This is a genomic window from Nocardia sp. NPDC057227, assembly GCF_042669725.1.
GTDB lineage: Bacteria > Actinomycetota > Actinomycetes > Mycobacteriales > Mycobacteriaceae > Nocardia > Nocardia asteroides_A.
This window is the reverse complement of sequence record NZ_JBHUXA010000003.1, coordinates 80,650-102,060: the sequence shown is the minus strand read 5'-3', so window position 1 is coordinate 102,060 and position 21,411 is coordinate 80,650. Positions and strand designations below refer to the sequence as shown.

The following is a 21,411-nucleotide window of genomic DNA, read 5'->3' as shown; positions in this document are numbered from 1 at the left end:
AGGAAACGGCATGGCTCGCAGAGGTTTCCAGGGTGCGGTGCTCCGCGGCTTCGGCGTGGTGTACCACACCGCGACGGTGCTCGGCACCGAGCAGACCACCCCGCGGCTGCTGCGTGTGTGGCTGACCGCGCCCACGCTCTTCGCCGAGATCAGCGTGGAGCCGACCGCCTGGCTGCGGTTCTGGTTCCCGGATCCGGAGGGGTCGGAGAGCGAGTTCCAGCGCGGGTACACGATCGCCGAGGCGGAGCCCGAGACCGGGCGCTTCGCGGTCGATTTCGTGCTGCACGAGCCTGCCGGGCCCGCTTCTGCCTGGGCGATGAAGGTGACCGGCGGGGAGACAATCGAGGTCACCTCGTTCGGCTCCAAGAACTTCACCGTCGGTGACGACCTGACCGCCGGGTACCTGCTGGTCGGCGACTCGGCCTCGATCCCGGCCATCAATACCATCCTGGCCGCGGTACCACCGCAGGTCGCCGTCGAGGTGTACCTCGAACGGCACCACGACGACGACCTGCTCATCCCGCTCACCCCGCACCCGCTGGCCCGGGTGCACTGGGTGCCGCGCAGCTCGGAGTCGGCGCTCGCCGAGGCGCTGGAGACGCGCGACTGGGCGAACTGGTACTGCTGGGCCGGGCCGGAATCGGCCTCGCTCAAGCACGTCCGGACCCGGCTCAAGGAGTTCGGTTTCCCCAAGACCGACATCTACGCCCAGGCGTACTGGGTGCACGGCCGGGCCATGGGCAAGGAGCGGGACGCCGCCGAGCGCGACGCCGAGCGGGCGGGCGCGTCGCCCGCCGCGGCCGCGGTGCCCGCAGGCACCGCCGTGGCGGCGAACGTCACCGCCGCTGCCGAGACCGCCGACGCGGCAGCGACCGCGAACGGCGGCGGCGCTGCGATCGCGAACGGCGGCGGCGCCGCTGCGACCGCGACCGGCGGCGGCGCTACGGTGGCTCGCCCGGCCGCCTCGGCCTCGGTCCCGGCCGCTGCTTCCGGCGACGCGCCACCCCCCACCCCCGGACGCTGGCGTTCGCAGGCCGGCACCAGGCTGTTCGCCGAGATCCGGCCCAAGCTGATCGTCGCGGGCGTGCTGCAGGTCGTACTGACCCTGCTCCAGCTCGCCCCCTACGTCCTGCTGGTCGAACTGGCCAGGAACCTGCTGGCGGGCAGCGATTCCGGCACGCTGTGGTCGCTCGGCCTCTGGGCGCTCGCCCTGTTCGGCGCGGGCACCCTGCTGGAGTCGGCGCTACAGCTCTGGCTGCACGCGGTCGACGCCCGCTTCGGCCGCGACCTGCGCACCCGGCTGCTCGGCACGCTGGCGCGGCTGCCGCTCGGCTGGTTCACCGCGCGCAGCTCGGGCCAGGTGAGCAAGCTGGTCACCGGGAGCACGCTGTCGCTGCACTACCTGGTGACGCACGCCGTCACCGACGCCGTCGCCGCGGTGGTCGCCCCGCTGGCGGTGCTCGGCTACCTGTTCTGGGTGGACTGGCGGCTCGGGCTGATCCTGCTGATTCCGGTGCTCGGCGCCGTGCTCACCATGCTGACCATGATGGCCCAGTCCGGGCCGAAGATCGTGCAGTCGCAGCGCTGGGCCGAGCGGATGAACGCCGAGGCCACCTCGTACCTGGACGGCCAGCCGGTGATCCGGGTCTTCGGCGGCGCCGCGGCCTCGCCGTTCCGGCGCAGCCTGGACGGCTACATCGCCTTCCTGGACGGCTGGCAGCGCCCGTTCGTCGGCAAGAAGTCGCTGATGGACCTGATCACCCGCCCGGTCACCTTCCTCTGGCTGATCGCCGTCGCGGGCACCGCGCTGATCACCACCGACCGGCTGGACCCGGTCGACCTGCTCCCCTTCCTCTTCCTCGGCACCACTTTCGGCTCCCGGCTGCTGAGCATCGGCTACGGCCTCTCCGGGCTGCGCGAGGGCAGGCTCGCCGCGCGCGACATCCAGATCACGCTCGACGAACCCGCGCTCGAGGTGCGCGCGGGCGGCGCCGAGCGGCAGGAGCCCGCGGGCCGGGTGGTCTTCGACGACGTGACCTTCGGTTACCGGCCCGGTGTTCCGGTGGTCGAGAATGTCTCGCTCACGCTGGAGCCGGGCACCGTGACCGCGCTCGTCGGCCCATCGGGCGCGGGCAAGTCGACGCTGGCCGCGCTGCTCGCCCGCTTCCACGACCTCGACTCCGGCGAGATCCGGGTCGGCGGCCGGGATATCGCCTGCCTCACCCCGGACGAGCTGTACACCCGGGTCGGCTTCGTCTTCCAGGACGCCCAGCTGGTGCACGGAACGGTTCGGGAGAACATCGCGCTCGCGGTGCCCGACGCCGACGCCGCCGCGGTCGAACAGGCCGCCCGCGACGCCCAGCTGCACGACCGGATCCTGCGGCTGCCGCAGGGGTACGACACCGTGCTCGGCGCGGACACCGCGCTCTCCGGCGGCGAACGGCAGCGGCTCACCATCGCGCGGGCACTGCTCGCCGACACCCCGGTGCTCATCCTGGACGAGGCAACCGCCTTCGCCGACCCGGAGTCGGAGTACCTGGTGCAGCGGGCGCTGGACCGGCTCGCCGCCGGGCGCACCGTGCTGGTGATCGCGCACCGGCTGCGCACCGTCACCGAGGCCGACCGGATCGTCGTGCTGGACGGCGGCCGGATCGCCGAGAGCGGGACGCACCCCGAACTGCTCGCCACCGACGGGCGCTACGCCCGGCTCTGGAATGCCGCCGAGACCAAGGAGTTCGCGCGATGATCGGCACCGTTCTCGCCCTCGTCCCGGCCGCGCGGCGCAGGCTCTTCGCCGGCTACCTGACGCTGACCGTCGTCTCCACGCTGCTCCGCGCGGTCGCGGTGGTGCTGATCGTGCCGCTGGTCACCGCGCTCTTCGGCACCGATCCGGCGCAGGCGTGGCCCTGGGTCGGCGCGCTGACCGGCGCGGTCGTGGCCGGTTGGCTCGTGGACTCGATCGCCTCCCGGGTCGGCTTCGACCTCGGCTTCGGCATTCTCGACTCGGCGCAGCGCACGGTCTCCGCGCAGGTGGCGCGGATTCCGCTGCGCTGGTTCGGCGAGGAGAACTCGGCGATCACCCGCCGGGCCATCGCGGCCACCGGGCCGGAGCTGGTCGGCCTGGTCGGCTACCTGATGACCCCGGTCATCCAGGGGCTGCTGCTGCCGATCGCGATCGGGCTCGCGCTGCTGCCGATCGCCTGGCAGCTCGGGGTCGTCGCGCTGCTCGCCGTGGTGCTGCTGCTCGGCGCGCTGGCCGCGACGCTGCGGCTCACCCGCACCGCCGACAGGGTCGCCACCGACACGAACAGCGCGCTCACGGCGCGCATCCTGGAATTCGCCCGCACCCAGGCGGCGCTGCGCGCGGCCGGGCGGGTGGCGCCGGCGCGCAGCGAGACCGGCGCGGCGCTGGACGCGCAGCACGGCGCGACCGTCCGGCTGCTGCTGCTCAGCATCCCTGGGCAGGTGCTCTTCGGGCTGGCGAGCCAGCTGGCGCTGCTCGCGCTGGCGGGCACCACCGCCTGGCTCGCGGTGCGCGGCAGCATCGGGGTGCCGGAGGCCATCGCGCTGATCGTCGTCGTCGTCCGGTTCCTGGAGCCGTTCGCCGCCATCGGCGACCTCTCCGGCGCGCTGGAGAGCGCGCGGAACACGCTGCGCGACATCGAGACCGTCACCGCCGCGCCGGGCCCGGCCTCAGGTGCCACCGAGCCGCCCGCGGCGGCCGCGGGCGCCCCCGTCGAGCTGCGCGACGTGCACTTCGGCTACGGCGCCGAGCGGGTGCTCGCCGGGCTGGATATCGAGTTCGGCGCGGGCGAGGTCACCGCGATCGTCGGGCCGTCCGGCGCGGGAAAGAGCACGATCCTCGCGCTGGTCGCGGGGCTGGAGGCGCCGGACGAGGGCACCGTGCTGGTCGGCGGCGCCGACCTGGGCGCGCTCGACCCGGCTGCCAGGCCGGCTGCGGCCGCCGTCGTCTTCCAGCAGCCGTATCTCTTCGCCGGGACCATCAGGGAGAACGTGCTCGCCGGCGACCCCGGCGCGGACGGGGAGCGGCTCGCCACCGCGCTCCGGCTCGCCAGGGTGGACGAGTTCGCGGAGCGCCTGCCGGACGGTCTCGACACCGTGGTCGGCGAGGCGGGCACCGCGCTCTCCGGCGGTGAGCGGCAGCGGGTCTCGATCGCGCGGGCACTGCTCAAGCCCTCCGCCGTCCTCGCGGTGGACGAGGGCACCAGCGCGCTGGACGCGGAGAACGAGGCGGCGGTGGTCGCCGCCGTCACCAACGACCCGCAGCGCCGGACCCGCATCGTGGTGACGCACCGGCTCAGCACGATCGCCGGCGCCGACCGGGTGCTCTTCGTCGAGGACGGCCGGGTGGTCGAGGACGGCACCGTGCAGGAGCTGCTCGCCGCCTCCGGCCGGTTCGCCGATTTCTGGTGGCAGCAGAACGACGCGGCCGGCTGGCGGATATCCGCCGGCGTCGGCTGACGCGCACAACCGAAAAAGACTGTCGAACGGGCCGGAAGCGCGCGGTATACCCGCGCGCCCGTGCCAGGTGAAAGCTGTTGTGCCGCAACAGATCACACTCGACAGGGCGGCGAATTAGGGTACCCTAAGTAAAACTCTGCGAGAGGCGTTGTCGATGGTGGTCGTTCGTTCGGAGACGGATGTCGACGTCCGGGCGGAAGTCGGATCGGTACTGGGAATCGCGCCGGAATCGCTGGATTTCGACGGTGATCTGATCCAGCAGGGGCTGGATTCCCTGCGCATGATGCGGCTCTCCGGGACATGGCGGAAGCGCGGCCACGACATCGATTTCGCCCGCCTGGCCGCCAACCCCACGTTGCGCTCCTGGACCACCCTGTTGATCGGTGAACTCGGCGAGCCGGAGGTGGCACTTCCCGACATCGACGCGACCGAACCGTTCCCGCTGGCGCCCATGCAGCACGCGTACTGGATCGGCCGCTCGCACAGCCACGCCTTCGGCGGGGTCGCGGCGCACCTGTACATCGAGTTCGACGGCGCGCTCGCCGCGCCGGAGCGGTTCGAGGCCGCGGTCGCCGCGCTGCTGGAGCGGCACCCCATGCTGCGGGTGCGGGTGCTGCCGGACGGCACCCAGGTGATCGGCGCCGCGCACCCGGAGGCGATCGCGGTGCACGACCTGCGCGCCGTGCCCGACCCCGAGCGGGCACTGGCCGAGCTGCGCCGGGACGGCACGCACCGCGCGCTGCCGATCGAGGACGGCGCCGTGCTGCGCGCCGAACTCAGCCTGCTCGGCGACGGCCGCACCCGGGTGCACCTGGACGTGGACATGATCGCCGCCGACGCCATGAGCTACCGGGTCCTGGTCGACGACCTGGCCCGGCTCTACCGCGGCGAGACGCTGCCCCCGCTCGGCGTCACCTTCCCCGCGCTCTCGGCGGCCCGCACCGGCCGGGTGCAGAAGGACGCCGATCTGGCCTGGTGGCGGGGGCGGATTCCGCACCTGCCCGGCCCGCCCGAGCTGCCGCTGAACGAGGCGGCCCGGCGCGGCGCGACCGCGCCCGACACGGTGCGGCTGCACCACGCCATCGACGCCGCCGACCGCAGGCGGCTGGCGGAGCAGGCGCACCGGCGCGGCACCACCCCGGCGGCGGCGGTGGCCGCGGTCTTCGCGGAGGCGGTCGGCGCCTGGTCGGCGAGCCCGCGCTTCCTGCTCACCGTCCCGCTCTTCGACCGCGAGCCGGTGCACCCCGACGTGGAGCGGGTGGTCGGCGACTTCACCTCCTCGCTGCTCGTCGACGTCGACCTCACCGAACCGCGCACGCTCGCCGAGCGGGCGGCCGCCATGCGCACCGCGCTGCACGAGGCGGCCGCGCACGGCAGCGTCGGCGGGCTGGACGTGCTGCGCGAGCTCGGCAGGCACCGCGGTGAGCCGGTGGTCTCGCCGGTGGTCTTCACCAGCGCGCTCGGGCTGGGCGAGCTGTTCTCGCCCGCCGTCACCGAGGTGCTCGGCGAGCCGTCCTGGATCGTCTCGCAGGGCCCGCAGGTGCTGCTCGACGCCCAGGTCACCGAGCTCGCGGGCACCCTGCTGCTGAACTGGGACGTGCGGGCGTCCGATTTGGAGCCCGGCGCCGCCGAGGCCATGTTCGGCTACTACGTGCGGCTGCTCGACCTGCTCATCGCGGGCGACTGGGACATCCCGGCCCCCGACCCGCTCGCGGACGAGGTCCGCGCGCAGCGGGTCGCGGCCGAGCGCCCGCTCCCGGAGACCGCGCACTTCGACGGCACCCTGCACGGCCGGGTGCTCGCGCTGGCCGAGCGGCGCGGCACCGCTCCCGCGGTTATCGCGGACGACCGCACCCGCTCGCACGCCGAGCTCGCCGACGAGGCCGGCCGGATCGCCGGCGCGCTGCGCGCCGCCGGGGTGCGGACCGGCGACACCGTCATCATCGACCTGCCCAAGGGCGGCGACCAGGTCGCGGCCGCGCTCGGCGTGCTCACCGCGGGCGCCGCCTACGTCCCGCTTGCCCCGACTCAGCCCGCCGCCCGCAGGGAGCGCATCGCCGCGGTGGCGGCACCGGCCGCGGTGCTCACGAACCGGCCCGCTGCCTGGCCGGACGCGGTGGCGCTGGAGATCGGCGCTGCCCGCGCGGCCGACCCGGCCGAACCGGTGCCGGTCGGCCCGGACGACCTCGCCTACGTGCTCTTCACCTCCGGCTCGACCGGGCTGCCCAAGGGCGTGCAGGTGCCGCACCGGGCGGCGGTCGCGACCCTCACCGACCTGGTCGAGCGGTACGAGCTCGGCCCGGGGGACCGCACCCTGCAGGTCTCCTCGCTGGAGTTCGACCTCTCGGTCTTCGACATCTTCGCCCCGCTCGCGGTGGGCGGCGCCGTCGTCGTCCCCGGCGACGACGAGCACACCAGGGTCGACACCTGGGCCCGGCTGCTCGTCGAGCGGTCGGTGACGGTGCTGAACTGCGTGCCGTCGATCCTCGGGATGCTGCTCGACCTGGTCCCGCTGCCGGAATCGCTGCGCGCGGTGCTGCTCGGCGGTGACAAGGTCGACGTGACGCTGCTCGACCGGGTCGCGGCCCAGCTCCCGGAGTGCCGGGTGGCCGGGCTCGGCGGCACCACCGAGACGGCCATCCACTCCACCGTCTGCGCGGCGCCGCAGGTGCCGGCGGGCGCCGCCTTCGTGCCGTACGGCACCCCGCTGGCGGGGGTGCGCTGCCGGGTGGTCGACGCCGCGGGGCGGGACCGGCCGGACCTGGTCCCCGGCGAGCTCTGGATCGGCGGCGCCGGCGTCGCCGACGGCTACCGCGCCGACCCGGAGCGCACGGCCGACCGCTTCCTGCTGCGCGACGGCGTGCGCTGGTACCGCACCGGCGACCTGGCCCGCTACCTGCCCGGCGGCTTCCTGGAGTTCCTCGGCCGCGCCGACCACATGGTCAAGGTGCGCGGCTACCGGGTCGAGCTCGGCGAGGTCGAGGCCGGGCTGCTCGGCCTTGACGCCGTGCGCGCGGCGGTGGCCTGGTCGGACGGGCGCGAGCTGCGCGCCGCCGTCGTCGGCGCGGCCGACGGCGAGGCGCTGCGCACCGCGCTCGCCGATGTGCTCCCGCCGCACATGATCCCGCGCACGATCACCGTGGTGGAGGCGCTGCCGCTGACCGCGAACGGCAAGTACGACCGGGCGAAGATCCGCGAGCTGGCAGGCGCCGACGAGCGGGCCGCGGTCGAGCCGCGCACCCCGCTGGAGCGGGCGCTGGTCACCGTGCTCGGCGAGATCCTGCCGACCCGCCCGATCGGCGTCACCGACGACTTCCTCGCGCTCGGCGGCGATTCCGTGCTCGCCACCGCCTTCGTGGCGCAGGCGAGGCAGTGGCTGGACACCCCCGACCTGACGGTGGCCGACATCTTCGTGCGCCGCTCGGTCGCCGGGCTCGCCGAGCGCATCGCCGAGCTGGAGGGCGAGCGCGCGGGCCGGGTCGCGGAGACCGTGCTCGCCGTGCTGCGACTCACCGACACCGAGGTCGAGGACGAGATAGCCGGTGCCACACCGCACTACCCGTTCGAGTCGCGGCCGATGGCGATCGAGCGGGACGCGCAGATCGCGCACGGCTGGCTCACCGACCCCAAGGCCGAGTACTGGGGGATGCTGAACAGCACCGTCGCCGAGGTCGAGGAGCTCATCCGGCACAGCGCCGAGATCGGCGGCGACCCGAAGTACGGGCTGCGCATCGGGTACTACGAGGGCACCCCGGAGTTCCTCTTCGAGCTCTACAACCCGGCGACCAGCGAGCTGGCCGATCCCGGCACCGGCTACGCCGCCGAGCCGGGCGATATCGGCATGCACCTGCTGGTGGCGAGCACCGACCGCAGGCTCAGCGGCTTCACCGGCGCGGTGATGCTGCACATCATGCGCACCGCGTTCTTCGAGCTCGGCGCGGAGCGCGTGGTGGTGGAGCCGGACGTCCGCAACCTCGACGTGCAGCGGCTGAACGCCGCGGTCGGGTTCGCGGTGGCGGGCGACCACCCGGTCGGCGACAAGGTGGCGCGGCTGAGCTACTGCACCCGCGCCGATTTCGTCCGGGCCACCGGCAACGGCCGCTTCCTCGCCCCCGCCTTCCGGCGCACCGATTCCTGAGAGGCCGACGTGTCGCATTCTTCGTACTGGCCCGCCTACCACCGCCGGATGGCGGTCAAGGTGCTGGCCGAGCTCTGCCACGAGCGCTTCGTCCGCCCGGCGGCGGTCGCGCCGGGGGAGTACCTGGTGCGCTCCGGCGACGGCCGCACCGAATACGCCTTCCACGCCGAGGTACTCGCGCTGGACAGCTGGCACATCGCCCCCGCGTCGCTGCGCCGCACCCGGGACGGCGCCGAGCTGCCGATCGACGCCATCGCCCTGGTGATCGACCTGGGCGACGCGCTCGGCATCGCACCGGAGGCGCTGCCGGAGTACCTGGAGGAGTTCCGCAACACCCTGCTGATCGGCGCGGGCCGCCCGGACGAGCGGCGGATCCCGGCCGCCGAGCTGGCCGCCGCCGACTTCCAGACCATCGAGCGCACCATGACCGAGGGGCACCCCTGCCTGCTCGCGAACGCGGGCAGGCTCGGCTTCAGCGCGGACGACGTCCAGCGCTACGCGCCGGAGTGGGGCGCGCGGTTCGCGCTGCCCTGGCTGGCGGTGCTCAGGGCGAACACCGATTTCGCCGCGATGTCCGGCGTCGACTACCCCGGGCTGGTCCAGGCCGAGCTAGGCGCGGAGACGCTCGCGCGCTTCACGGCGGTCCTCACCGGCCGCGGCCTCGACCCCGGCGACTACTACTTCATGCCGGTGCACCCGTGGCAGTGGACCGAGCGGATCCGGCGCGTCTACGCGATCGACCTCGCCGAGCAGCGCATCGTCCCGGTCGGCGAGACCGAGGACCGGTATCAGCCGCAGCAGTCCATCCGCTCGCTCTTCGACACCACGACGCCGGAGCGGCACTACGTGAAGCTGGCGCTCTCCATCGTCAACATGGGCTTCACCCGCGGGATGTCGGCGGACTACATGCGCACCACCCCGCTGATCAACGACTGGGTGCGCGAGCAGCTCGCCGGCGACCCCTACCTGGAGGAGCTCGGCTTCGCGGTGCTCTACGAGGTAGCCGCCATCGGCTACCGGAACACCGAGCTCACCGCGCTCACCCGGCCCGGTTCGGAGTACCGGAAGCTGCTCTCGGCGCTGTGGCGGCAGAGCCCGGTCCCGCTGGCCCGCCAGGGCGAGCAGCTCACCACCATGGCCGCGCTGCTGCACGTCGACCACGAGGGGACGCCGCTGGTGCGCGCCATCGTCGAGCGCTCCGGGCTGCCCGCCGCCGAGTGGCTCACCCGCTACCTGCGCTGCTACCTGCACCCGATCGTGCACCTGCTCTACCGGTACGAGCTGAAGTTCTCCCCGCACGGCGAGAACCTCATCCTGGTGCTGGACGCCGGGGTGCCGGTGCGCGCCGTGCTCAAGGACATCGGCGAGGAGGTCTCGATCTTCGGCGACCCGGCCGGGCTGCCCGACGCGGCCCGGCGCGCGGTGACCGAGGAGCCCGACGAGATCCGCGCCATGGGCATCCTCTCCGACGTCTTCGACGACTTCCTGCGGCACCTCGCGCTGATCCTGCACGCCGACGGCCTGCTGCCGGACGACCGGTTCTGGGAGCTGGTCGCGGCGAGCCTGCTCGACTACCGCGAGCAGCACCCGGAGCTGGCGGAGCGCTTCCGCCGCTGGGACCTCTTCACCCCCGCCTTCCCCGCCATCCACCTGAACCAGCTGCAGCTCGGCAACAACCGGCGCATGGTCGACCTCGGCAACTCCTACGCCACCCTGGTCGCGGGCGACCACGCCCTGGCCAACCCGGTCGCCGCGTACCGGCCCGCCGAGCGGGAGGTCGCGGTCCCGTGACGATCGAGATCATTCGCGACGGCAGCGGCATCCCGCACATCAGCGCCGATTCCGCCGCCGGGGCGCTGTACGGGCAGGGCGTCGCCTGCGGCGTGGACCGGGCCTGGCAACTCGAGTTCCTGCGGCTGCGCGCCGAGGGCCGCACCGCCGAGGTGTTCGGCGCGACCACCGTCGGCTGGGACGAATTCGCCCGCCGCTCCCGGATGGACGCCGCCGCCCGCCACATCCTCGCGGCGTCGTCGCCGCGCACCCGCGCGCTGATCGGCGCCTACGTGGACGGCATCAACAGCACCCTGGACGCCGCGGCGGCCCCCGAGCTCACCGAGTTCGGCCACCGCCCCGCACCCTGGCAGCCGTGGACCCCGATCGCGGTGTTCCTGGTGCACCACATCCTCTTCGGGCGTTTCCTCACCAAGCTGTGGCGGCTGCACGCCTGCCGCGCGCTCGGCCTCGACGCGCTGGCGCTCTTCGACTGCGAAGGGGTCGACCCCGCCGAGCCGACCGTGCCCGCGCGGCCGGACGAAGCGTTCCTCACCGAGCTGCTCGGCCATTTCACCGACACTGCCGGGACGCAACCGGATCCGACGACCTTCGGCGACGCGATCTCCGGCAGCAACGCCTGGGGCGTCGCCGGGGCCCGCACCGCGAGCGGCGCGCCGCTGATCGCCGGTGACCCGCACCGGTTCCTGGAGCTGCCCGGCATCTACCAGCAGTTCCACCTGGCGGCGCCGGAGTTCGACGTGGTCGGCTTCGCCTTCGCGGGCGTCCCCGGGGTGCCGCACTTCGCGCACGCCGGGTCGGTGGCGTGGGGGATCACCAATGCCATGGGCGACTACCAGGATCTCTACCTGGAGAAGCTCACCCGGACCGCGGACGGCGTGCTCGCCGAGAGTCCGGAGGGACTGACTCCGGCAGCCGTGCACACCGAGCAGATCCTGGTCCGCGACGCCGACCCGGTGCCGGTCGAGATCGTGGTCACCGGCAACGGCCCGGTCATCGTCGGCGGCCCGGACGCCGCCTTCGCGCTGAGCCTGCGCACCCCCATGCTCGCCGACCCCGAGGTCACCTTCGACCCGGCGCTCGACCTGCTCTTCGCGACCTCCACCGGCGCGGTCGAGACGGCGCTGCGGGGATGGGCCGAGCCGGCCAACCGCATCGTCATCGGCGACACCGCAGGGCGGCTCACGCACCACGTCACCGGCCGCATGCCGGAGCGGGCCGCCGAGAACTACTGGCTCCCGGTCCCCGGCTGGGACGCCCGCTACCGGTGGCGGGGCTATGCCACCGAATCGGTGCGGGACACCGGCTTCGACGCAGCGGTGCCGGACCACTCGGTCATCGCCAACCAGCGCATCCCCGGCGTGCTCCCGCTGCAACCGGTCACCACCGAGTGCGTCCCGCCCTTCCGCGCCGACCGGATCGACGCCCTGCTCACCGCGAATCCCTCGGTGGGCGTGGCCGATTGCGCGGCCATCCACGGCGACGTCCGGATGGACCAGGCCACCGCGCTGCTCGACCGGCTCCGCGAACTCACCGAGCTCAGCCCGGAGGCCGAGAAACTGCGCGCGCGGCTGCTGAGCTGGGACCGCGCCATGGCCGCGGAGAGCACGGACGCCTACCTTTTCGCCGAGTTCAGGGCCCGGTTCGTCGCCGGGATCAGCCGCGACCCCGCACTGGCCGGGCTGGCCGCGCCGCACGCATTCCCCCGGGTCTTCGACCCGTGGTTCGTGGCGGGCACCCGGCTCGCCGCCGCGCTCGACTCGGTGCTCGCGCACGGGCCGCGGCTCGGGGTCGGGATCACGGCGGCACTCACCGCCGCGGTCGAGGCCGTCGCGGCGCTGGAGACCGTCCCGGCCTGGGGGGACGTGCACCTGCTCGCCCCCATCCACGGCATGGACCTGGCCGGGGCCACCCCGCGGCACCCGGAGCTCTCCGCCGCCGTCCGGCCCGGCCGGTACCCGCTCGGCGGCGACGCGGAATGCGTGCTCGCCAACGGCAGCGCGGTCGGCTTCTCGCACGCCTGCGCGGTCGGCTCGGCCGCGCGCTACGTCTGGGACCTCGCCGACCGGGACGCCGGGCGCTGGATCGTGCCGCTCGGCGTGAGCGGCGACCCGCGCTCGCCGCACTTCCAGGACCAGGCGCCGCGCTGGGCCCGCGGCGAACTCATCGACATCGTCAGCGACTGGGCCGTGCTGCGCGCGAACGCCGCCGCCGTCCACCGGTTCACGCAGGGAGAAGCATGACCGTACTGACCGACACCCGGCTGGAACTGGTGCGCAGGCGGCTCGCGGCCGCCGGGCTCGCCGGCGACCACCGCTTCGCCGCCCCGGCGCTGCCGCGGCTGGACACCGGCGAGTTCGGCATCGCCGAGCGCCGCATGTGGAAGATCTACGAACTCGACCCGGACTCGCTCTCGCACACCATCGGCCTGATCCTTCGCTTCGACGGCTCCTATACCGTGCCCGGCCTCGTAGAGGCCGTCGAGTTGGTGGTCCGCGAGGCCGCGGTGCTCGGCTCGCTGGTCACCGTCGACGGCTCAGGTGTTCCCCGCCGCGTACCCGGCGACACCGCGGGGGAGTGGATCGCGCCGGGCGCGGAGTGGGCCTGGAACGCGACGGCCGCGACCGCGGACGAGCTGGTCGCGATCCCCTTCCGGCTCACCGAGGAGCCGCCGCTCCGGGTCCGGGTGACGGCCGACGGCGACGGCGTCACCGTGCTCTTCGTCGTGCACCACCTCGCGGTGGACGACACCTCGTGGCCGCTGCTGCTCGGCACCCTGATCTCCGGCACCTGGCCGGACGCCGCCGCGGTGCCGCCGATCCGGCGCCCGGCCCCGCAGGTGCAGCGCGCGGTCGAGCACGCCACGCGGACCTGGGCCGCCGATGGCATCCGCTTCCCGCTCTCCGGCGAACTCCCGCGGGTCACCCCGGCGGAGAGCTGGCTCGCCCCGATGGACGAGGACGCCGGCGCCAAGCTCACCGAGCCGGTCGACCCGGCCGCCGTCGCCGCGCTGGACGCGGTCGCCCGCGAGCTCGGCGGCACCGCGAATGCCCTGTTCATCGCGGTCACCGCGCTCGGCGTGCACGCGCTCACCGGCGCCGATGACCACGTGCTGCTCGTCCCCGCCGACAACCGGCAGCCCGGCGACCGCCCGGATCGGGTCGGCTACAGCGGCAATATCGTCCCCATGCGCTTCGCCGTCGACCCGGCGGCGACTGTGCGGGAGACGCTGCGCGCCGCCGTCGCCGTGGTCTACCGGGCCATGGAGTTCGCCGGGGTCGACTACGGCACCGTGCTCACCGCGCTGCGAACCGCGGGCGGGCGCTTCCCGGTCGCCGAGATCATGGCCTCGGTCCGCACCGCGCCGCTGCGCGGCATCCCGGTGCCGGACGGCGCCCGCGTCACCTGCGAATCGGTCTTCACCGGTATCGCCCCCTACCCGCTGACCTTCGCCTTCGAGCTGGCCCCCGACGGCCGGGTGCACCTCGAGGTCGACCACCAGCTCGGCACCGTCGACGCCGCCTTCGCGCGGCGCGCCGCGGCGCTGCTCACCGCGCTGGTCGCCCGGGTGCCCGCCGCGCTGGACGGCACCGTCGCCGCCCTTGCCCGCGAGCTCACCGAACCGAATCGTGAAACGAGGACTCCCCGTGTCAGCTGAATCCGTGCTCCCGTGGGGGAGAGCGTCCCGCTTCGCCGGTCCCGGTGCGGGCTGGTCCGAGGTCGGCACCGGGCTGGCGCAGCTCGCCGCCGCGGTCGGGGAGCGGCACCACGGCGTCCCGCTGCCCTCCGGTGACCCGCTCGCCGTGCTCGCCGCCGTCGCCGAGCGGCTCGGCCCGGAGCGCATCCCGGAGAGCGGGGTCGGCCCGGCCACCGCGCTCGCCCGGCTCGCCGAGCTGGTCGCCGCCTACGGCCTCGACCTGACCCACCCGCTCACCGCCGCGCACCTGCAGCCGCCGCCGCTCACCGTCGCGGTGGTGGCGGACGCGCTGGCCAGCGCCACCAACGCCTCGCTGGACACCTACGACTCCGGCCCGGCCACGCTCGCCATCGAGCAGTGGACCATCAACGCGCTGGCCCGGCTGGCCGGTTTCACCGAGACCGCGGGCGGCGTCTTCGGGCCGGGCGGCTCCTACTCCAACCTGCTCGCGCTGCTCATCGCCCGGGATTACACCGCCGCCGGGCACGGCGTGAACACCAGGCAGGACGGGGTGAGCGGGCTGCACCGCCCGATCGTGCTCTGCTCCCGGATCGCGCACTTCTCGGTGCACCGGGCCTGCGCCGCGCTCGGCCTCGGCGAGGCCGCGGCCATCCCGGTGCCGGTCGACGCCGAGCACCGGATGATCCCGGAGGCGCTGAACGCGCTGCTCACCGAGCTGGGCCACAGCCACACCCCGGTCGCGGTCGTCGCCACCGCGGGCACCACCGACTTCGGCAGCGTCGACCCGCTGCCCGCGCTCGCCGAGATCACCGCGCGGCACGGGGTCTGGCTGCACGTGGACGCCGCCTACGGCTTCGGCTCGCTCTTCTCCGACCGGCTCGCCGGGCTGCTCACCGGCATCGAGCGCGCCGACTCCATCACCCTCGACCTGCACAAGGTCGGCTGGCAGCCGGCCGCGGCGAGCGTGCTGCTCCTCGCCGACCAGCAGCGCTTCGCCTCGCTGAGCCGCTCGGTGGCGTACCTGAACCCGGACGACGACGTGGAGGCAGGCTACGGCGGGCTGCTCGGCCAGACCCTGCAGACCACCCGCCGCCCGGATGTGCTCAAGGTGGCCGCCACCTTCCTCGCCTACGGCCGGAACGGCCTCGGCGCCATGCTGGAGACCTGCCACGACCTCGCCGGGTACGCCGAGCGCCGGATCGCCGCCGAGCCGCAGCTGGAGCTGGTCGCCCCGGTGACGCTCACCACCGTCGTCTTCCGCTACCGCTGCGAGGACCTCGACCTGGACCAGGTCAACGCCGAGCTGCGCAGGCGGCTGATCAGCTCGGGCACCGCGCTCATCGGCCGCACCCAGGTGCGGGTCGGCGGCTCGGGCGAGCCGCGCACCTGCCTCAAGCTCACCCTGCTCAACCCGGAGACCGCCGAGCGCGATATCGACGCGCTCTTCGACGAGCTGCTCCGGGTCGCGCTCGAGGTCGAGTCCGAGGCGCTGGAGCAGAGCGACGAGATGGCGACGATCCATGAGTGACGTCGACATCCTCGCCGTCGGCTGCGGGCCGTTCAACCTCGGGCTCGCCGCGCTGGCCTCCACCGTGGACGATGCGAACGTGCTGGTCGTCGACTCGGCGGAGGAGTTCCGGTGGCACCCCGGGCTCATGTTCGACGAGGCCAAGCTGCAGGTCAGCTTCCTCTCCGACCTGGTCTCGCTGGTCGACCCGACGCACCCGCTCTCCTTCCTCGGCTACCTCGCCGACGTGGACCGGCTCTACCCGTTCCTGGTGCGCGAGGACTTCTTCCCGACCCGCCGCGAGTACGAGGCGTACCTGCTCTGGGTGGTGCGGCGGCTGCCGTCGCTGCGCTGGCGCACCACCGTGGACGAGGTGCGCTGGCTGGACGAGGCGGGCGTCTTCGAGGTCGCGGTGACCACCGCGGGCACCACATCGACCATCACCGCCGGGCACGTCGTCGTCGGCATCGGCACCGAACCGGCGCTGCCGCGGGCGCTCGCGACCACCTCGCCCGCGCTGGTGCACAGCGCCGACTACCTGACCCACCAGGAGCGCGCGCACGCGGCGGGCGCGGTGACGGTGATCGGCTCCGGGCAGTCCGGCGCCGAGATCGTCGCCGACCTGCTGGAGGCGAACCTGCGCGGCGGCCCCGCCGTGCGCTGGTGGACCCGGACCCCGTGGTTCGCCCCGCTCGACTTCACCAAGCTCTCCCTGGAGATGACCACCCCCGCCTACATGGACTACTTCCACGGCCTGCCCGAGGAGACCAGGGACCGGGTGCGCTCCGGGCACTGGCAGTTCCACAAGGGCATCTCGTCGGAGACCCTGGAGCGGCTGCACGACCTGCTCTACCGCAGGCAGCTGCTGGAGAAGGCGCAGCCGGTGCAGCTGCGCCAGGGCGTCGCGGTCGAGGGGCTGGACGCGCTCGACGACGGCGGGCTGCGGATCAGGGGCAGGCACCTCGACACCGGCACCGCGCTGGCGCACACCGCCGACCTGGTCGTCGCCGCCACCGGGTACCGGCCGCGGCAGCCCGACTTCCTCGCGCCGATCGCCGACCTGCTGCACCGGGACAGCAGGGGCCGCCCGGTGATCGAGCGGGACCACTCCGTCGCCGCCGAGCCCGCGCTGGCGGGCAGGCTCTTCGTCGCCGCCGCCGAGGCGCACGCCGTCGGCGTCTCGGCGCCCAACCTCGACATCGGCGCGGTGCGCAACGCCAGGATCCTCAACGCCGTGCTCGGCCGCGAGGTCTACCGGCTGCAGCGGCACACGGCGTTCACCAGCTTCGGCCTCACCGACGACGACGTACTCGACCAAGGAGACCACTGATGTCCGATCACATCGCGGAAACGCTGCGCAGCATCCTCGAGGAGGACCTCGACCTGCCGATGGCCGACGTCACCCGCTCCTCGCTGCTCATCGAGGATCTGGGGCTGGACTCGGTGGCCTTCGCCATCGGCGTCGTCGCCATCGAGGAGCGGCTCGAGGTGCAGCTCACCGATCGGGAGATGGCCGAGACCGCGTCCGTCGGCGAGCTGGAGGACCTGGTCCGATCGAAGGCGGGCAGCGCCCGATGACCGCGTACGACGAGCTGCTCGACGCGGCCTTCGACGACCGGGTGCGGCAGTGGACCGAACAGGCCGAGCGGGACGAGCGCTTCCCGCGCGCGCTGCTCGAGCACCTCGGCGCGGCCGGGGTCTTCGCGCACAAGTGGCGGGACCGCAAGATCACCGACCTCGGCGAGCACTTCGCGCTCGCGGGCAGGCTCGGCGCGCTGAACTCGGCGGGCATCGGCGTCGGCGTGAGCCTGCACGACTCCGCCATCGCCGTGCTGCGCCGCTTCGGCCGCACCGACTTCCTGCGCGACCTCGCCGAGCGGGCCATCCGCACCGAGGCGGTGCTCTGCATCGCGGCCTCGGAGGAGGCGGGCGGGTCGGACCTGCAGCACGTCGGCACGGTCATCGAGCCGCACGACGGCGGCTACCGGGTGGCCGGACACAAGAAGTACGTCTCGCTCTCGCCGATCGCCGACCAGATCCTGGTGGTCGGGCGGGCGCCGGGCGGCGCCGAGGGCAATGTCGCGCTGGTCATGGTGCCGACCTCGCAGGTCGGCATCGACACCCCGTACCGCAAACTCGGCGCGGGGCCGCTGGACACCGCCGCCGTCACCATCGACACCTGGGTGCCCGCCGAGGCGCTGGTCTCCCGCGCGGGCACCGGGCTCGCGGTGATCAGCTGGGGGCTGGCGCACGAGCGCTACTCGGTGGCCGGGCAGATCGCCACCGCCTGCGCGTCCATGCTCGGCATCACGCACGCCCGCATGCTGGACCGCACCCAGTTCGGCAAGCGGCTCTTCGACCACCAGGCGCTGCGGCTGCGCGTCGCCGACCTGCAGGCCCGCACCGACCTGCTGCGCTACGCGTTGGCCGGGGTGGCCGCCGAGGGAAAGATCAACCTGCGCACCGCCGCCGCGCTCAAGGTGACCGCCGCGAACCTCGGCAACGAGGTCGCCTCCGAGTGCCTGCACATCTTCGGCGGCTCCGGCTACCTGGAATCCGAGACCCCGGTCGGGCGCTGGTGGCGCGACATGAAGCTGGCCCGGGTCGGCGGCGGCACCGACGAGGTGCTGTGGGAACTGGTCGCCGCGGCCATGCAACCCGATCACGAACGCTACGCAGCCCTCTCCGAGAGTCAGGTGACCCCGGCATGACCAACCCCGTCGAGCTCGCCCCGGCCGACTTCACCTACCTGCACCTGGACACCGCGCGCAGCCCCATGCACTGGGCCATGGTGCTGGAGCTGGCGCCGGCCCCGCAGCTGCACATCGACGAGGTGCGCGCCCGGGTGCGCGAGCGGGTGCGGCTCTTCGACATCTTCCGGCTCGGTGTCCGCAACGGCCGCTGGCGCCGCGCCGAGGTGGTGCTCACCGACCAGGTCGACATCGACCGGCACGTCACCGCCGCCGAGTACCGCGACGCCGCCGACCTGCACCGGCAGCTCGCCGCGCTGCACGAGACCGCGCTCCCGCGCCCGGATCCGCTCTGGCACATCACGCTCTTCACCCCCGCCGACGGCGGTGTGCAGTACGTGCTGCTGCGGGTGCACCACGCGCTCTCCGACGGCATCGCGGGCGCCGCCTTCGCCGCGCTGCTCGCCGACGGCACCCCCGCCGACCTCACCGAGTTCGAGCGCTTCGCCACCTCCCCGCGCTACCGCATCGCCGGGATCGAGCCGGAGGTGCTGAAGGAGTCGAAGACCGCCTTCGAGGACCAGTGGAAGGCGGGTAAGGCCGGGCGGGCCTGGCCGAAGCTGAGCCGCTCCGGCCGCAGGGAGGTCGCGCTGACCAGCGCCTCCACCCGCGAGCTGCGCCGCGCCGCGCGCAACCACGGTGCCTCGGTGCACGAATTCCTGCTCGCCGCCATCGGCCGCACCCTGAGTCTCGCGCCGCCACGCGGGACCAGCTCCGAGGTGCTGCGGGTGACGCTGCCGGTCACGCACGACCAGGCGTTCCGGCACACCGGCAATGCCGTGCTGGTCTCGCTGCTGAACCTGCTCGGCTCCGAGCCCGATATCGGCCGCCAGCTGGAGCGGGCCCGCGCCGAGCTGGCCTTCGTCGCGGCCAAGCGCCCTGAGCTGTCGCTGGCCGCCACCGACGACGCGCCGAAGATCCCGTGGCCGGTGCACCGGGCCATCGCCAACGCCTCCATGGGGCGGATGAGCCCGGACATCCACATCGGCATCAACCCCGGCTTCTCCAAGGTCCGCGCGGTGCTGGGGAACCCGATCGCCACACTGACCCCGATCTCCCCGCTGGTCGGCTACTCCTTCTCGGTGACGAGCCTGATCTTGGGCGGCCGGACCTCGTTCGGCATCGTCACCGACCCGGCGGCGCTGGCCGACGGCTACGCCGCGACCTTCGCCGAGAACTTCGACCGCGTGCTGCGCGAGGCAGCCGAGCGGGAAGGCGCGAACCGATGAGCCGACTCACCGACATCCTCTTCGGGCAGCCGCCCTCGGAGATCTCCGGGCTGTGGAGCGGCGACGGCGCCGACGCCCTGACCTACCGCACCTGGGCGCAGATCCAGGACGCGGCCCGCCGCGCGGCCACCGGGCTCGCCGAAGCCGGGGTCGGGCCGGGCAGCTCGGTGACGATCCTGGCGGGCGACGCCGCCGACGTCGCGGTGCTGGTGCAGGCCACCTGGCTGCGCGGCGCCGCCTTCACCATGCTGCACCAGCCGACCCCGCGCACCGACCTGGTGAAGTGGCTCGACGACACCCGCGCCGTGGTGCGGATGCTGGACGCCGCCGTCGTCGCGGTCGGCGCGCCCTTCACCGACGTGGTGCGCGAGCTCGACCTGGGCGCGCCGATCGTGGTGGTCGATGAACTCGGCACGAACGCCGTTCCGGCCGAGCCGGTGCTCACCGTCGGCGACGACCTCTGCATCCTGCAGCTCACCTCCGGCACCACCGGCGTGCCGAAGGCGGTCGCCATCTCCGGCAGCAACATCATGCAGAACCAGATCGCCATGGCCGACGCCGCCGGGTTCCGCTCCGGCGACGTCGTGGTGAGCTGGCTGCCGCTCTACCACGACATGGGCATGATCGGGATGCTGCTCACCCCCATGCTGGCGCGGGCCACCACCGTCGTCACCAACCCGCTGGCCTTCCTGAAGAACCCGCTCTCCTGGGCCGAGCTGATCGGCCGGTTCGGCGGGCACGTCACCGCCGCGCCGAACTTCGCCTACTCGGTGCTGGCGCGGCGGCTGCGCCGGGCCCCGGACGGCGCCTACGACCTCTCCTCGCTGCGCGTCGCGGTGAACGGGGCCGAGGTGGTCGACCGGGCCACGCTGGACGAGTTCATCGCCGAGGCAACGCGATTCGGGCTGCGGCCGGAGGCGCTCATGCCCGCCTACGGGATGGCGGAGACAACGCTCGCGGTCACGTTCACCAGGATGCGCGAGCACTTCGCCGTCGACGTGGTGGACGGGGCGCAGGCCGAGCGCACCGGCGCCGTCGTCCGGGACGGAATCGAGAAGCCGCGCACCCTGGTGCGGCTCGGGCCGCCGGTGCCCGGCATCGAACTGCGCGTCGTGGACGAGCGGGGCGCGGTGCTGCCCGCCGACCGGATCGGCACCATCCTGGTCCGCGGCGCCGCCGTCACCGAGCGCTACCTGGGCCCCGACGGCTACGTCGACGCCAAGGACGCCGACGGCTGGCTCGACACCGGCGACCTCGGCTACCTCACCGGTGCCGGTGAGGCCGTCGTCACCGGGCGGAAGAAGGACGTCATCATCGTCGCCGGCCGCAATATCGCGCCCACCGTGGTCGAGCGCGCCGCCTCCGGGATCGCGGGCGTACGGCCGGGCAGCATCGCCGCGCTCGGCATCCGGCTGCCGAGCATGGCGCGCGAGGGGATCGCGGTGATCGCCGAATCCGAGTCGGCCGGGGACACCGACGAGTGCGAGCGGATCCGCCGCGAGGTGGCGCGGGCGGTGCACGACGAGGTCGGGATCGCGCCCGCGGTCGTGGTCGTCGTGCAGAAGGGCGCGCTGCCCAAGACGCCGTCCGGGAAGTTGCGGCGGTCCTCGGCCGCGAGCCTCATCCCCGGCTGACGCCGGGGTCCGCCCGATTGCCGGGCCGGATCGGAGCCGAGCGGGTCGGGCGCGGAGCCGGGCCCGGGGTTCGACGCACGGGCCACGTGCGGTCGAACCGAGCCCGGTGCACCGGGTCGGTGCCGTCATCCGCGGGAGCCAGCAGCTTCCGGCCGGGCCGGTTTCGCCGACGTTGCCGGACAAAACCCCTGTGCGCGAGCGGGATCGGCGCCGGGGCCGATA

At 73.8% G+C, this 21,411-nt stretch carries 12 protein-coding genes and 1 pseudogene; all 13 read left to right on the top strand.

The window, feature by feature from the left end; all coding sequences use genetic code 11:
* The first annotated feature begins 10 nt into the window (after positions 1-10).
* Positions 11-2,746, top strand: coding sequence for an ABC transporter ATP-binding protein/permease (locus ACFUJ1_RS06320; protein ID WP_378643187.1), 2,736 nt, complete (start codon positions 11-13; stop codon positions 2,744-2,746).
* The gene (locus ACFUJ1_RS06315; protein WP_378643184.1) at positions 2,743-4,482 is read left to right on the top strand and encodes an ABC transporter ATP-binding protein; all 1,740 of its coding nucleotides are present in this window, start codon (positions 2,743-2,745) and stop codon (positions 4,480-4,482) included. The genes ACFUJ1_RS06320 and ACFUJ1_RS06315 overlap by 4 nt, the downstream gene beginning before the upstream one ends.
* Before the next feature lie 154 nt (positions 4,483-4,636).
* A pseudogene (locus ACFUJ1_RS06310) lies at positions 4,637-8,029 on the top strand (amino acid adenylation domain-containing protein); the annotation flags it as partial.
* Between the two features lie 30 nt (positions 8,030-8,059).
* Complete coding sequence (locus tag ACFUJ1_RS06305) at positions 8,060-8,620, top strand: GNAT family N-acetyltransferase (RefSeq protein ID WP_378643757.1); 561 nt, start codon at positions 8,060-8,062, stop codon at positions 8,618-8,620.
* 48 nt (positions 8,621-8,668) lie between these two features.
* On the top strand, positions 8,669-10,411 hold the full coding sequence (locus ACFUJ1_RS06300) for an IucA/IucC family protein (RefSeq protein ID WP_378643755.1): 1,743 nt from the start codon (positions 8,669-8,671) through the stop codon (positions 10,409-10,411).
* The gene (locus ACFUJ1_RS06295; RefSeq protein WP_378643182.1) at positions 10,408-12,654 is read left to right on the top strand and encodes a penicillin acylase family protein; all 2,247 of its coding nucleotides are present in this window, start codon (positions 10,408-10,410) and stop codon (positions 12,652-12,654) included. The genes ACFUJ1_RS06300 and ACFUJ1_RS06295 overlap by 4 nt, the downstream gene beginning before the upstream one ends.
* Positions 12,651-14,069: a peptide synthetase gene (locus ACFUJ1_RS06290; RefSeq protein WP_378643180.1), complete on the top strand. Its 1,419-nt coding sequence runs from the start codon at positions 12,651-12,653 to the stop codon at positions 14,067-14,069. The genes ACFUJ1_RS06295 and ACFUJ1_RS06290 overlap by 4 nt, the downstream gene beginning before the upstream one ends.
* Positions 14,059-15,597, top strand: coding sequence for a pyridoxal phosphate-dependent decarboxylase family protein (locus tag ACFUJ1_RS06285; RefSeq protein ID WP_378643178.1), 1,539 nt, complete (start codon positions 14,059-14,061; stop codon positions 15,595-15,597). Before ACFUJ1_RS06290 ends, ACFUJ1_RS06285 begins: the two co-directional genes overlap by 11 nt.
* Positions 15,590-16,906 carry a lysine N(6)-hydroxylase/L-ornithine N(5)-oxygenase family protein gene (locus tag ACFUJ1_RS06280; RefSeq protein ID WP_378643176.1) on the top strand — a complete coding sequence of 439 codons (1,317 nt, stop codon included), beginning with the start codon at positions 15,590-15,592 and terminating at the stop codon, positions 16,904-16,906. Before ACFUJ1_RS06285 ends, ACFUJ1_RS06280 begins: the two co-directional genes overlap by 8 nt.
* Positions 16,906-17,154 carry an acyl carrier protein gene (locus ACFUJ1_RS06275; protein ID WP_378643174.1) on the top strand — a complete coding sequence of 83 codons (249 nt, stop codon included), beginning with the start codon at positions 16,906-16,908 and terminating at the stop codon, positions 17,152-17,154. The genes ACFUJ1_RS06280 and ACFUJ1_RS06275 overlap by 1 nt, the downstream gene beginning before the upstream one ends.
* Entirely contained in the window at positions 17,151-18,287 is a 1,137-nt protein-coding gene (locus ACFUJ1_RS06270) for an acyl-CoA dehydrogenase family protein (protein WP_378643172.1), read from the top strand. Before ACFUJ1_RS06275 ends, ACFUJ1_RS06270 begins: the two co-directional genes overlap by 4 nt.
* Positions 18,284-19,555: a wax ester/triacylglycerol synthase domain-containing protein gene (locus tag ACFUJ1_RS06265; protein ID WP_378643170.1), complete on the top strand. Its 1,272-nt coding sequence runs from the start codon at positions 18,284-18,286 to the stop codon at positions 19,553-19,555. Before ACFUJ1_RS06270 ends, ACFUJ1_RS06265 begins: the two co-directional genes overlap by 4 nt.
* Complete coding sequence (locus ACFUJ1_RS06260) at positions 19,552-21,189, top strand: long-chain-fatty-acid--CoA ligase (RefSeq protein ID WP_378643167.1); 1,638 nt, start codon at positions 19,552-19,554, stop codon at positions 21,187-21,189. Before ACFUJ1_RS06265 ends, ACFUJ1_RS06260 begins: the two co-directional genes overlap by 4 nt.
* Positions 21,190-21,411: the final 222 nt, after the last annotated feature.

Excerpts from the sequence above, each read along its gene's own strand:
- ACFUJ1_RS06270 (WP_378643172.1), top strand. The coding sequence starts at position 17,151 with ATGACCGCGTACGACGAGCTGCTCGACGCGGCCTTCGACGACCGGGTG.
- ACFUJ1_RS06315 (WP_378643184.1), top strand. The coding sequence starts at position 2,743 with ATGATCGGCACCGTTCTCGCCCTCGTCCCGGCCGCGCGGCGCAGGCTC.
- ACFUJ1_RS06260 (WP_378643167.1), top strand. The coding sequence starts at position 19,552 with ATGAGCCGACTCACCGACATCCTCTTCGGGCAGCCGCCCTCGGAGATC.
- ACFUJ1_RS06300 (WP_378643755.1), top strand. The coding sequence starts at position 8,669 with ATGGCGGTCAAGGTGCTGGCCGAGCTCTGCCACGAGCGCTTCGTCCGC.
- ACFUJ1_RS06275 (WP_378643174.1), top strand. The coding sequence starts at position 16,906 with ATGTCCGATCACATCGCGGAAACGCTGCGCAGCATCCTCGAGGAGGAC.
- ACFUJ1_RS06265 (WP_378643170.1), top strand. The coding sequence starts at position 18,284 with ATGACCAACCCCGTCGAGCTCGCCCCGGCCGACTTCACCTACCTGCAC.
- ACFUJ1_RS06280 (WP_378643176.1), top strand. The coding sequence starts at position 15,590 with ATGAGTGACGTCGACATCCTCGCCGTCGGCTGCGGGCCGTTCAACCTC.
- ACFUJ1_RS06320 (WP_378643187.1), top strand. The coding sequence starts at position 11 with ATGGCTCGCAGAGGTTTCCAGGGTGCGGTGCTCCGCGGCTTCGGCGTG.
- ACFUJ1_RS06305 (WP_378643757.1), top strand. The coding sequence starts at position 8,060 with ATGGCGATCGAGCGGGACGCGCAGATCGCGCACGGCTGGCTCACCGAC.
- ACFUJ1_RS06290 (WP_378643180.1), top strand. The coding sequence starts at position 12,651 with ATGACCGTACTGACCGACACCCGGCTGGAACTGGTGCGCAGGCGGCTC.